The sequence below is a fragment of the Polaromonas potterensis genome, from assembly GCF_033446725.1.
Taxonomy (GTDB): domain Bacteria; phylum Pseudomonadota; class Gammaproteobacteria; order Burkholderiales; family Burkholderiaceae_C; genus Polaromonas.
The window spans coordinates 92,251-105,664 of sequence record NZ_JAWQLX010000007.1; the positions used below are offsets into that span (position 1 = coordinate 92,251).

Sequence of the window (13,414 nt, forward strand, 5' to 3'; positions counted from 1 at the left end):
GGGCCCCGGCCCATGCAAGGGATTTGGTGGGCAAATCGCCCGATTTCGTCCCAACCCGAAGGGCAAGTGGATCTTCGGGCGGTCTGCCGCGTTGCAAAACCAGACAAGGCCACCAGCCTTGCCTTGGGTTTTACGCCTTGCAGCCCATCCCGAATATCCACTTGCGCGACCCCTTATAAATCGTAAACAGGCTCTTAGGGCGTCATCCTAACGAGTTTGCCCTGATGCGGTTTGAAAAAATTTGGGAGTCGTCGGAAATTTGCTCAGTCGGCGGAAATTTTCTGCTCGCGCACGACCTTGCCCCATTGCGCCGATTCACGCGGAATGTCGGTGGCCAGCGGTCCGGCGGCCATAAAGGCCGGCACCGCGCCTTGCAGAGCGGCGGCCTGTGCCATGTCGGGTGCGGCCATCACGCTGCGGGTGGCCTCGCTGAGGCGCTCGATAATCGCGGCCGGCGTGCCGGCAGGCGCCAGCAGATACAGGCGTGGTGCGGCGTCAAAGCCGGGCAACGCATCCGCCAGCGGTGCAATGTCTTCGCCACCGGCCAGCTTCACGGGGTTCATGATGGCGATCGCGCGCAGCTTGCCGGCCTTGGCCTGAGCAATGGCCAAGGTCGCGCTGACCACACCGATGGGCACTTGTTTGCCGATCACGTCGGACGCGATTTGCGCCGCGCCGCGGTAGGGAATATGCACCACGTAAGCGCCAGTTTGGCCCTTGAGCATTTCAAACCCCAGGTGGTGCACCGTGCCCACGCCAGAGGTGGCATACGAGTATTTGCCCGGGTTGGCCTTGAGCAGCGCCACAAACTCCTTGGGCGTCTTGGCCGGAAAGTCGTTGCCGACGACGATCACCAGTGGCAGCGTGAACAGACCGGCTACCGGCGTGAAACTTTTGACCGGATCAAAACTCATGCGCGGCTGCAGGTGTTGCGCGATCAGCAGCGAGCTGTCGCCCAACATCAGCGTGTAACCATCTGGGGTGGCTCTGGCCGTCGCGTCGCCGGCGATCAGGCCGGCGGCACCCGCGCGGTTGTCCACCACAATCTGCTGGCCCAGCAAGGCCGATAGGCGCGGCGCCAACAGACGTGCCATCGCATCCACACCGCCGCCAGCCGAATAGCCGACCAGCAGGCGTATGGGTTTGTTCGGGTAGGCCTGGGCCTGGGCAGCGCCGCTGGCCAGGGTGAAGAGGGTGGCCAGGCCGGCCAGCACGGCACTGCGGCGGCGCAGGGTGGAAAACGCGTGAATCATGGTTGTCTCCAATTATTTTTGATAGCGATGCGGCTCTAACGGCCCTTTGGCATCAAGCCTTGCCGATGCCGCGTGACAGCGGTCGCTGGGCCAGCTCGGCAATCCGTTCGCGGTTGGGCACAAAACCCAGGCCCGGTGCTTCGGGCAAGGTTAGCACCCCGGCTTTCGGCTCGGGCAGGCCGTCAAACACCAGCTTGCAGCATTCCACGGCGACCGAGTGGTACTCCACCAGAGAGCCGTTGGCCAGCCCGGCATGCAGGTGCATGTTGTGGTGCGGCCAGGCGCCGCCGTTGGCAAAACGGGTGTTGAAAGCCGCCGCCATGCCGGCGATGCGCTGGCACTGCGTGAAGCCGCCGCTGATACAGGCGTTGGGCTGCACCACATCGACCGCCTGGGCGACCAGCATGTCGCGGAAACGGCTGGCCAGGCCTTCGTTTTGTCCGGCTGCCAGCGGGATGGAGGTTTTGGCGCGCAACTTGGCCAGATTGGGAATGTCGTTGTGCGACACCGGCTCTTCGAAGAAGCTGATGCCATAAGGCTCGACACGTTGGGCCAGCGACAGGGCGTGGAAGTAGTCCAGGCTGCAATTCGCATCGATGTAGATCTGCACATCAGGCCCGACGGCTTCGCGCACGGCGCGTATACGTTGCACGTCTTCGGCAATCACCTCGTCCAGCGGCCGCGGTTCGTCGCGACGCTGCAGGCCGTGGTGGCCAACCGTCATCTTCAGCCGCTTGAAGCCGCGTGCCACCCAGCTTTTGGCGGCCTCGGCCAGTTCCTCGCGGTCGAAAAATGCGAAGCCGAAGGTGGCGTAGACCGGTACCTGGTGGCGCGCGCCGCCCAGCAGGCGCCAGCAGGGCTGGTTCAGTGCCTTGCCTTTCAAGTCCCACAAGGCCAGGTCCAGCGCGGCCATGGCATGGCTGCCATAACCCGATTGGCCGCGCGGTGTGAGCAGCCAGTAAAGCTTGTCCCAGAGTTGTTCATGGCGCATCGGGTCCAGCCCGATCAGATGCGGTGCGGCGATGTCGTTGACGATGCTTCCAATCACTTCTTCTTCGGTGATGGCCGTCATGCCGGTGCCAATCAAGCCGGTGTCGGTTTCGATGTCGACCAGGCAGACCGAGAGTGAGGTGGTTGTGGTGCGGCCCGAAATGCTGACCGATACCGGCAGGTTCAGCGGTGTGGCGCTGACGCGTGTGATCTTCATGGTGTCTCCGTGGCCGTGTACGGCCCTGTTGGGGTGTGCTGGCCAGTCTAGAAAAGCCCTGCTTGAGCGGCAAGCATGCCGGCGTAAGGCGGCTTTCGCGGATGGCGAAAGCTCTGGGGTTCGCCTAAGCGGTGAGCTCAGTGATCAAGGTGCGGGTGGCGGGTGAGGGCGCAACGCCGCTGCGTGTGGCGAGCCGGTGTGTGCGTCTGGCCCAAGGATCGCTCAGGCGCACGGCTTTCAGCGGCAGGAAAGCCAGTTGCGGCGCCACCGCCTCCAGCGGCAACACACCGACACCCAGGCCGGCGGCCACCATGCGGCAGACCGCGTCGAAACCCCGCATGCGCATACGAATGTGAATTGGTTTGCCGACTTCTGCCGCCGAAGCCATCAGCCGGTTGGACAGGGCGGTGCCGTCCGACAAGGTGATGAAATCCTCGTCCAGCAGGTCTTTCAGCGCCACCCGCCTGGCGTTGGCCAGCCGGTGCTTGGCCGGTGTGACCAGCACCAGCGTGTCGCTGAAAAAGTCCGCCAAGGTGATGCCCTGGGGCGCATGGACCAGGTCCACGATGCCGAGGTCGGCACGGCCTTCAAGCAGTGCCAGCGGAATGTCGGGGCTGCCGCGTTCTTCCAGGTCTATGCGTATCAGCGGGTGGGTGCGTGCAAAGGTCTCCAGCAGGCCAGGCAGCACTTCCAGCAAGGCGGAAGAATTGGCCAACACACGCACATGGCCTTGCAGGCCGTGGCTGTAGTCATGCAAGTCCATGGCCAGCCGGTCGGCGCCGGTCAGCAGTTCGCGGCTGCGCTGCACCAGCATGTGGCCGGCCGGGGTTAACTGCACGCCGCGCGGTGAACGTTCGAACACGCGGAAACCCAGGGTGTCTTCCAGCGCCGTGATACGCACGCTGGCGGCGGCCACCGCCAGTTGCAGGCGGTCGCTGGCCGCGCTGATGGAGCCCAGGTCGGCCGCGGTGACAACCACGCGCAGGGTGATGAGGTCGATGGGTGTGTTCATGCCGTGATTGTGCGGTGTGGCTAGCGTTAGCCTTTAACGCGGCGGGTCTTGTGTCATTTTTAAGTTGGCGCTGCGCATTTTCAGACCCGTGTGCCTGGGCTTGGGGCACGCTTTGCAGGGTGCCCAGTTTGAAGAAATTTGTTTGCGGGCGCACAATCTCAGAATTTTTTCATGCCAGCCTTCATCCCTTCCACGCCACCGGCCCTGAAACGTGTCATCAACGCTTGGGGGACACCCACGCCTTACGGCGTCTCGCGTAGCGACGCTGCCGTGGCCGACGCCGTGGCGCAGATGCTGCAGCGCCATGTGGTGTTGGCCGATTTGCAGGCGCTCGTGGGGCGCGAACTGGCGACCTGGAGTGGCGCGGAGTCGGCTTGCGTGACGCATTGCAGCGCGGCAGCCGTCACGCTGGCCGTGGCTGCGTGTATGGCGGGCGCCGATGCCGGGCGTGTGGCGCAACTGCCCGACAACAGCGGCATGCGCCATCGCGTGGTGATGCTTGCTGCCCAGCAGGTGCATTACGGCCAGGTGATCACCCAGGCGGTGCGGCTGGCGGGGGCGCAAGCCGAGCCGTGCGAAACGCTGGTGGACGTGGCCGCTGAACTGGCGCTCGGCACGGCATGTTGCGTGCTGGCAGTCGAGTCGCATCTGGCCGACGGCTCGGGGCCGGTTACCACGGGTGAACTGCTGGCGTTGGCGCGTGCGGCCGGCGTGCCCCTGGTGCTGGATGCCGCCGCCCAGGACTGGCGCGTGCAGGAACTGGTCGCCGGTGGTGCCGATTTGTTGCTGCTCAGCGGGCAGAAGTACCTGCGTAGCCCCACAGCCGGCCTGGTGCTGGGCCGTGCGGACCTGGTTGCAGCGCTGGATGCGCAGCACGGCGGTATTGGGCGGGGCATGAAACCAACGAAAGAGGCGCTGGCCGGTGTGCTGACGGCGCTTCAGTTACGCGACAGCTTGCCGGTCACCGCCTGGCGCGCAGCTCAGCAGCGCAAGGTCGACGTGGTGGCTGCGTCGGCAGGCCGATGGCCGGGCGTGACCGTGCAACGCATACCCGACCCCCAAGGCAACGGGTTCGATCGGCTGTCGCTCCTGATCGATGTGGCGGTGACTGGCGTCGACGCGGCGCGTGTGCTGGAGCTGCTGCGCAGCGGTGACCCGGTCGTGGCTGTGGCGCCGCACCGCGTGGCGCAGGGCCGCATCGGCCTTGAATTGAGCGCTGTCGATGACGGGGAACTGCCCGAGTTGTGCGCGCTACTGGCTAACGCACTGAGCGCCCACTGAGTGATCGGGCCCAGAGGGGCTTGTTCCAGGGGATGGTTCAGCGCTTGTCCGGCTTCACACCCGCACCGCGCACTTCCAACCGGATTTCATCGAGTACCTGGCCGCCGGCATCCACCAGTTGCACCACATGTTTGCCCGGCCAGGGCAACCACTGGGCTTGCGCACCGCGTGCCAACGGCTTGCCGTCCATCCGCCAACGCAGGTCGCGGCCTTGAGCGCTGAAGCTCACGCGCTGGTGGCTGGGCGGAATGTCCGGGTCCAGCGCAATGATGGTGCCGGAGGCGGGGGCAGTGATACGCGCCGGCGTGTCAGGCGCCGGGGTCGAATCTCTTAAGCTTTTTGGGCCTTTAGCCCTTTCGGGATGAGCGCTATCAGCTCCTGAATTCATAGCGAACAGGGTTTGTTCCGTACCCCGGATAAACCATTCCTGGCGTGCCGCTTCCAGGGGGGCGCCGGCCTGCGCGCCAAACCGGATGGCGTTTTGCACCACGCCGGCGGGCGGCGCGGGCGCACGGCTGGCTTCGGTTTGGTGCAGGTGCTTCATCAGCGCGGCCCAGATGGGCGCGGCGCCGCTGGTGCCGCTGACGTCCCACATGGGCGCGCCGCTGGCGTTGCCGACCCAGACGCCGACGGTGTAACGCTGCGAAAACCCTAGCGCCCAGTTGTCGCGCATGTCCTTGCTGGTGCCGGTTTTGACGGCGCTCCAGAAGCGTGTGGCCAGCACGCTGTCGGTGCCAAAGGTGCGGGCGCGCGCCAGTGGGTCGGCCAGGATGTCGGTGACGATGAAGGCCGCGCGGGCGTCAATCGCCGGCGTGAACACGGGTTTGGTGTTTCGGCTGAGCGAGGTGGAACTGAAGCGCCCGCCATTGGCCAGCGTGCGGTAGCTATTGGTCAGCGCCAGCAGCGACACCTCGCTGCTGCCCAGCGCCAGGCTGTAGCCGTAGTAGTCGCCCGATTCTTTCAGGGGCAAACCGGCCTCCTTGAGCTGTTTGTGAAAGGCATCGGGCGAGACCATCACCAGCGTGCGCACAGCCGGCACATTGAGCGATGCGCCGAGTGCGGTGCGTGCCGACACCAGGCCCTTGAACTGGCGGTCATAGTTTTGCGGAATGTAGAGCCCGCCCGCCGTTTGTATCTGCGAGGAGGAATCTTCGAGCAGCGAGGCGGCGGTGATGCGCCGCTCGGCAATCGCCTGCGCATACAAAAAAGGTTTGAGTGTGGAGCCCGGCTGGCGCAGCGCCAGCACCCCATCAACTTCGGCCGCAGCACTGAGTTCACCGGATGAGCCGACCCAGGCCAACACCTCGCCGGTGGCGTTGTCCAGCACCACGATGGCGCCGTCTTCGACATGGCGGCCGCGCAGTTCGCGCAGATGCTGGTTCAGGGTTTGCACCGCAAAACGTTGCAGGGGCGCACGCACGGTGGAGGGCAAGGTGGCTGCTTTGCCTGCTGGCCCCGCAGATGTATGGCGCACCAGTTGCCGCGCCAGGTGCGGTGCCACGCCTTCGCTGCTGTCGAAGGCCTTGCGCTGCAAAGCGGCGCTGGCGAACATGTCCAGACCGTCGCAGTCGGCCTTGGCCGGGGCTTGCATGATTTTGAGCACACCGCAGGCGCGTTGTGTCACTTGCGCCACCTTGGCATTGGGCGCACGCACCAGCGCGGCGGCGACGGCGGCCTCGCGTTCATCCAGCCCGTGTGCGGCCTTGCCGAACAAGGTGCGACTCAGCGCATCGATGCCGACAATCTCGCCGCGAAAAGGCACGAGGTTGAGGTAAGCCTCCAGGATCTGGTCCTTGCGCCAGCGCGTCTCCAGCACTTGGGCCGACACGGTTTGGCCGATTTTTTGTGTCAAGCTGCGGCCGCCGGCACTGGCGCGCCAGTCCTCGTCCAGCAAACCGGCCAGTTGCATGCTCAGGGTGGAGGCGCCGCGGGTTTTGGTGTTCCACAAATTGCCCCAGGCGGCAGCCGAGACAGCGCGCCAGTCGACACCGCTGTGTTCGTAAAAACGTTTGTCCTCGCTGAGCACCAACGCCGTGCGCAAGGCCGGCGACACATCGGGCAGCGCCACCCACTGGCCGCGCCGCACCGTGGCGTCCAGGCGCAGGCGCTGGATGACTTCGCCGTCGCGATCCAGAATCAGCGTGTCGGAGGGACGAAATTCGCGTCTTACTTCATCAAATGTGGCCGCAGCGAACACTGCCGGGGCAGCCATGAACAGGGCTGCCAGCAGCAGGGGTTTTAAGGCGATGCCACGGGGAAATGTCATGAGGCTCAGGGGTGTTGAATGGCGAGGTGAAAAGACAGCCAGGTCGCGCCTAGACCTATCACCACCAGCGTGCTGATCGTCGCGCCCAGGACAGTCAGGACTCTTGCCGTACCCTGTGTGTTCTTCACGCTTATCCACTGGAGCGGCGCCGCCACCACCTGGCTTCCTAGCAGCCAGAAGATAGCGTGGAAAAAGCAAGTGATCTGGTTCCAGCCCCGGCAGTTGATGGCCCCGCCATAAGCTTGGGCGCTGAAGAAGCTCATGCCGACGCCGAGGACGGCTATCACCTGGCCGATGCGGCCTATGAGCCGGGTGTTCATGGGGTGGCCGCCTTCACTTCGCCGCCTCCACCTTCACCCGCGCATTCGGCGCTTCGCCAAACATCTCGGGGGCGTAGAGCGCTTCCACCCGGCTGGGCGGCAAGGCGAAGTCGCCGACGTTGTTCAGGCGCACCGTGTACTCCATTTTCACCACGCCCTTGGGCAGGTAGTCGTAATAACTGCGGAAGGCTTCGAAGCTGCGTTCTTCAAACGCTGGCCAGCCCGCGCCGGATTTTTTCTCGCCGCTGGTGGCGATTTCGGAGTCGCGGCCCAGGCCACCACCCAGAATCGTGGCGCCGCCGGGCACCGGGTCGGTGATCGCCACCCAGGTCATGTCGGCGCTGGCGTTGACTTCCAACGTGATACGAATCACATCGCCGCGTGTGTAGATACCTTTCACGGCCTGCTCCACCGGGGTGATGGATTTCTTGATCTGGTAGCCGGCGTTGAAAGGCGCTTTCAGCTGGATGGCAGCTATTGATTGCAAGGTCAGCCACGGCTTGCCCATGCCCTGCTGCGTCACCGTCAGCGTGTCCTTGCCTGGACTGGTCCACGGCAAAAACATGCTGTTGTTGCGCAGGTTGCCGGGCGACGTCGGCGCACCGAAGAAGGTCGTCTGGTTGGGTGCACCTAAGGCGTCCGTTGGTTTGATGCGCTCCACCTTGTTCCAGTCCACGCTGGCCGAGGCTGCTGCGAGAGTGGCTTTGGTCACACCAGCCACCGGCGTGGCTTCAAACTTGGCCGAGAACTTGTCCAGCGCCAGGCCGCCCCAGAGGTTGGCCGTGGTGGTGTGCCAGGCGCCTTTTTGCTGGCGGCCGATAAAGCCGTTGGCCAGCCGTCCCATGTCGTCTTTCCAGGTCGGGTCATCCATCACGGCCAGCATCAGGCGTGCGGTGTTGACGTCACCGTTGACCATCAGCCACCACCAGTAATCGTCTTTTTCGGTGCTGAAGATCAGCTTGGTGCCCTGGAAGGACAAGCGTGAGCGCAAGACCTGGTTGGCCTCGGCCAGCCGCTGCTCGCGCTGCGGCACGTCGGCGACACGTTTGAGGATGTTGAGCCAGTCGATCACGGCGTGCGTGGGCCACTGATTCGGCGCAATCGTCAAGCTGCCAAGCATCCGGCCCTGGGCCTTGCCGTAACGCGAGAGGGCCTCGATGGCGGCCAGCTTACGGACATCCAGGTCCTTGCGCGGGCTCCAGAACTCGCGCTGGATGCGGCCTTCCACAAAGGCGATCAGGCCGCGCTCCATGGGCGCGCGCACCTCATCCGGCAAGGCAAACGCGGGGTTGATGCTGGCTGCGTCATGTGTGGCGGCCAGCAGGTAGGCCGTGAGGGCATCGCTGCCGCGCGCGGCTTCGCCATCACGTGGCGGGAAGTAGTTGGCCAGGCCGTCGCTGTCGAGGTAGGTCGGGATCTGGCTGATGACGGTCTGCCAGAGCTTGCCGTCGCGCAGGCCGACAGCCTTGCTGGTTTTTTGTTCCAGGCAGGCAAACGGGTAGTTGGCCCACCAGTCACGCACGCCGTCCATGCCCTCGGCCAGTTTGGGCTGCAGCGACATCTTCAGGCCGCCACGGCCGGGCAAGGCATCGGCCGGCAGGTTCACGTCGAGTGTGAATGAGCCATCGACCTGCACCAGCGTCGCCTGCTGCACCGTGAGCGGCACGGCGGGGATGATGCGCTGGCGCGCCTTGAGGCCGTCGCGTGCGCCGCTAATCGTGTCCTTGGCCTCGATCTCCCACAGGATGGCTTCCGCACGGCTCAATGCCAGTTGCGCCGGTGCTGTGACCATCCAGGCCACTTCGCGTGCTTCGCCGGCCGGAATGTCCACCGTCTGCGGTTTCAGGTCGAGCAGGGTGGCGCGCGGGCTGACCTCGACCTTCATCGCGGTGTTGGTCGTGTTTCTTAGCGTGATCTGGGCACGGAACTGGTCATCCTCACGCACCAGCGGTGGCAGGCCGCTGATGATCTGCAGGTCCTGCGTGGCCTTGATAGACGTCTGGCCAGTGCCGAAGAGGCTGGTGCCGCTATCGGCCACTGCTACGATCTTGAAGGTCGTCAGCGCATCGTTGAGCGGCACGGTCACTTGGGCCTGGCCTTTGGCATCGAGCTGCACCTTGGGGTTCCACAGCAGCAGGGTGTCCAGCAGCTCACGCGTATTGCTGCGCCCGCCGCCACCGCCGGCCGGCACGGCCTTGCGCCCGTAGTGCCGGCGGCCAATGATTTCCATTTGTGCGGTCGAGGTCTCCACGCCCCAGGCGCGGCGCTGCAACATGGCGTCGAGCAGGTTCCAGCTGTCATTGGGCATCAGTTCCAGCAGCGCCTGGTCGACCGCGGCCAGCGCCACCTCGGCATTGGCGGCCGGTTGGCCGTTGGGCAGTTTGACGGTGATGGTGACCTTGGCTTGCCCACGCACCGGGTAACTTTCCTTGTCGGTTTTCACGCTCACATCGAGCTGGTGGGCTTTGGTGCCGACACGGATTTCCGCCAGCCCCAGGCGGAAAGCGGGTTTACTCAGATCGACCAGTGCGGTGGGCGCCACGTATTCGCGGCCCTCGTACCAGAAGGAGGTCCACCACTCGCGCGGAGCTTTGAATCCCCAGGTGAAAAAGCTGTACCAGGGCACTTCACGCAGCCGGCCGCGCAAGGCCAGCACACTCACATACACATTCGGACCCCAGCCGTCCTTGATCTTCAGCTGGATGGTGGGGTCCTGACCGTTGAGTTGCACCACCTGCGTCTCGATGATGCCTTCGCGTTCAATGGCCACCAGGGCGGTGGCAAAACGGAAGGGCATACGCACCTGGAATTTGGCGATTTCGCCGGGCTGGTAACTTTTCTTTTCGGGCAACACGTCCATGCGGTCATGGTCTTCGCCGCCAAACCAGAGTTCACCCTGCTTGGTGACATACACCGAACTGGCGGCCTGGATGGTGTTGCCGTCCTTGTCCTTGGCCGTCACGATCAGTTCGACCTCGCCCGGCTCACCGAGCTTGGTTTCGCACAACAACAGGCCGCGCGCGTCACTCTTGCCGCTGCAGACGCTGCGGAGGTCTTTGGTTTCGGTCTTGTTGTCGTAGGTGTAAAAGCCGCCCACCATGCGTTTGCGGCTGGTGGTGACGATACGCGCCACGGCCTTCACGTCGAGGGACACATCAGCCGCGGCCTTGCCGCTCAAATCAAGCGCCAGCGCCTGGAACTTGATCTTCTGGCTGCTCGACACCCAACCTTCGGTCTTGATGCCGGCGACCACGGCGGCCGGCCACAAGGTGGAGACGCTGCGAATCGTTTGCACCTCGCCATTCGGGTCGGCGTAGCTGGCTTCCAGCAACAACTCCTGCGGCTGTTTGGCGATGGGAACGTCGGCGATGCTGACCTTGCCGGCGCCGTTTTTATCGAGCGTGAGCGGCAGCTTGTCGGCGATCACGCGCTGGTTTTGTGAGGCGGTGTTTTCCTCTTCACCTTCAGCGCTTTCGCCGCGTTTGGCCCGTGGCGGCGAAAAATTGAATTCTTCGTAATCGCTGTAGTTCAGGGTTTTGCCACGCACCAGCGCCGACACACGCACCGGCAGATTGACGGCGCCGCCACCGGCAACGTAGTTGATCTGCACCTCGGTGGGCACCGCCTTCACGTTGATCAGGGCTTTTTTCTCCGTCGGCTGGATACGGCCTTCCAGCACCGGCAGGCGGAACTCTTCGACGCGGAATTCTCCGCTGCCAAAAGTTCGCGACCGCTCGCCACTGCCCTTGAGCTGCACCTCGTAAACGCCGAGTTTGGCTGCGGGTGGGATAGCAAAGGTGTTTTCCGCGCTCTGGCCGCCGGTGGCGGTCTTGCGCCAGCTCATCGGCTGGGTATATTGCTGGCCGCTACCCACGTGTGTCACGATCAGCGTGGCAGGGGCAAGCTCAGCCAGGCCAAAACCTTGGCTGGTCTCGGTGCGAAAAATGTGTTTCATGGACACGGTTTCACCGGCGCGAAATAACGTGCGGTCAAAAATCGTGTGCGCGCGTTCATCGGGCCGCGGGTCGCGGCTGGTCGGCACATTGAAGCGCCAGGGTTCTATGCCTTTGTGCCAGTCGCTCCAGGTGAAGGCCAAGTCTTCTTCGGCCCCCACGCTTTTCGCTTCGCGTAATGCACTGCCCCCCGAGGGGGCTGTGCTTGCTTGGGGCGGCCCTGCGCTGCGCACGCGCGCACTGACAAAGTAGGCACTGTTGTAGTCTTCGCCGGAACAGCGAGGCGGATCGGACGCAAGACCGCTGAAATTCGCAATGCCTTGCGCATTGGTGACGGCCTTGGCCAGCTCGGTGCCGCTGCAACTGGAGATACGCACGGTGGCACCGGCCACGGGCGTACCTTTGTCGAGGGTGGTGACCCAGGCCAGCGAATTCTCGCGGCCCAGCTTGAAATGCACACCCAGGTTGGTGACCAGCGCGGAGGTGCGCACATACATGGTCCGGTTGGCGCCGTGACGCTCGTCCAGCAGGGAGTTGCCGAGTTTTTTCGAGGCAATCTCCACCACATGAAAGCCTGGTGACAGTGGAATACCGACCACTTCAAACGGGCGCGGGTCGCCGCTGGCAGGTTGGGGCAGGTCCAGTGTTTTCACCCCGGCCTGGCCGGCCAGCAGCGACAACATGCGTGATTGCACATAGTCCTTGTCCTGTTGGTCCAGGCTGTTTGGCAGCGTGCCCTTGAGCTCGGCCGCCGCCATCTTGCGGGACACCTGGTAGCCGTCATAACGCTGCACCTTGCGGAACCAGGCGATGATGTCGGCGTCAGTTTTGGGCTGCAGGTCGCTGACCTTGCCGGCTGAGGCAGGCGCCAGCCCTTTGACCTGCAAGGCGGTTTCCACATTGCGCAGGGTGACCGGCAGCAGGGCCGGGTCGCCGGGTTTTGTGTTGGGTTCGGCAAACCGTTCGACGATGCCAAAGGGTGAGGCGGCAAACTTGGCCAATGGCGGCATGGCGCCGGTCGCCACTTTCAGCGGAAAACTGTCGGCATTGCGCAGCGTGCGGCCCGATGCGTCCTTGAAGTTCCTGGGCAGTTCCAGTAGGTAGGGCGTGGATTCCGCAAACAGCGGTTTGAAGCTGATGTTGCTGACCACGTCCGAGGCGTCACCGCTTTCGGCATCAAACACCGGTTTCAGCGTGTCCGAGCCCGATTTCAGGCGGATCGCTTCCGCCAGCTTGCGCGGCACGGGCGCGTTGAAGTTCAAGCTCATGGGCCGAATCGGCAGGCAGGCGGATTGGGCGTTTTCGCGTTCGCAGTTGAAGCTGGCTGAAAACGGTTCGCGCACCTGGAAGTTGTAGCGTTTTTCTACGCTGTTGGGCACACCGCTGGGCGTGCTCACACCTTTGCCGTACACCAGTTGCACCTTGCTGGCCGGTGTCAGACGCCGGTTGCAGGCCAGGGTGACGAAACGCAGCGGGTCTTTGGCCGCGGCCTTGTCCAGGTTTTGCGATTTGAGCAGCGCCTCGCGTTCCTGGCCTTCAATCAGCTTGACCGGGACACGTTCGCCCAGGTCTTCGAGCGCGCACCAGACCTTGTCCTGGATGCTTTGAAGCGTGGCGGGGCCATTGAGCTGCAACAGGAAATACTGTTCCTCGTCAATACGCTGGTAAGTCCCGGGGCGCAGGTTCTGGATGAAGGGGCCGCCGGTGTTGAACTTATAGCTGCTGCTGCCGGCCAGGGGCTGGCTTTTGGGCGACTTGAAGGTGGGCACCGCATGGAGTGAACAAGTCACGCCGGGTGGCAAGTCGTTCTCGAATTCAAACGCCCATTCGCGTTCGCTGATCCAGCGGCCCGAGCCTTTGGTGGCCTGGGCGTCGCTGCAACTGAGGTTGAGCGGGGCCGGGGCTTTGGGGTCGCCAAAGTTGACGGCTGCTTCGTCAAACTTGGCCACGACCTGGCGCACGCGGGCGACTTCACCTTGGGGCGACACACTGATAATTTGCAAGGCCTGCGCCTGCAAAGCGCTGGCGGCAATCAGGACAGCAATTGTTTTTGTTATGGATAAGGCCACGTTTCCTCCCTGTTAGGAGGCAAAGCGTAGCCGATTTGCAAGCGGCCTAACCC

At 63.9% G+C, this 13,414-nt stretch carries 7 protein-coding genes; 1 reads left to right on the forward strand and 6 read right to left on the reverse strand.

What is annotated here, in order from left to right; translation table 11 throughout:
- Positions 1-263: 263 nt before the first annotated feature.
- The 3 genes from R6254_RS13990 to R6254_RS14000 all read right to left on the reverse strand — a co-directional run bounded on the left by R6254_RS13990 (position 264) and on the right by R6254_RS14000 (position 3,472).
- Positions 264-1,253: a Bug family tripartite tricarboxylate transporter substrate binding protein gene (locus tag R6254_RS13990; RefSeq protein ID WP_318407657.1), complete on the reverse strand. Its 990-nt coding sequence runs from the start codon at positions 1,251-1,253 to the stop codon at positions 264-266.
- Positions 1,254-1,305: 52 nt separating this feature from the next.
- Positions 1,306-2,460 carry a mandelate racemase/muconate lactonizing enzyme family protein gene (locus tag R6254_RS13995; RefSeq protein WP_318407659.1) on the reverse strand — a complete coding sequence of 385 codons (1,155 nt, stop codon included), beginning with the start codon at positions 2,458-2,460 and terminating at the stop codon, positions 1,306-1,308.
- 124 nt (positions 2,461-2,584) lie between these two features.
- The gene (locus tag R6254_RS14000) at positions 2,585-3,472 is read right to left on the reverse strand and encodes a LysR family transcriptional regulator (protein WP_318407660.1); all 888 of its coding nucleotides are present in this window, start codon (positions 3,470-3,472) and stop codon (positions 2,585-2,587) included.
- 171 nt (positions 3,473-3,643) lie between these two features.
- On the opposite strand from R6254_RS14000, the gene R6254_RS14005 reads away from it, so the two are divergent.
- Entirely contained in the window at positions 3,644-4,753 is a 1,110-nt protein-coding gene (locus R6254_RS14005; RefSeq protein ID WP_318407662.1) for a hypothetical protein, read from the forward strand.
- Between the two features lie 37 nt (positions 4,754-4,790).
- Here the strand turns inward: R6254_RS14005 and pbpC are convergent, their stop codons facing one another.
- Genes pbpC through R6254_RS14020 form a run of 3 tightly spaced genes read right to left on the reverse strand, consistent with a single transcriptional unit; the run spans position 4,791 to position 13,361 of the window.
- Entirely contained in the window at positions 4,791-7,019 is a 2,229-nt protein-coding gene (gene pbpC / locus R6254_RS14010; protein ID WP_412103172.1) for a penicillin-binding protein 1C, read from the reverse strand.
- A 5-nt stretch (positions 7,020-7,024) separates the two neighbouring features.
- Complete coding sequence (locus tag R6254_RS14015) at positions 7,025-7,339, reverse strand: hypothetical protein (RefSeq protein ID WP_318407663.1); 315 nt, start codon at positions 7,337-7,339, stop codon at positions 7,025-7,027.
- Between the two features lie 13 nt (positions 7,340-7,352).
- Positions 7,353-13,361, reverse strand: a complete 6,009-nt coding sequence (locus R6254_RS14020; protein ID WP_412103173.1) for an alpha-2-macroglobulin family protein — start codon at positions 13,359-13,361, stop codon at positions 7,353-7,355.
- Between the last annotated feature and the right edge of the window lie 53 nt (positions 13,362-13,414).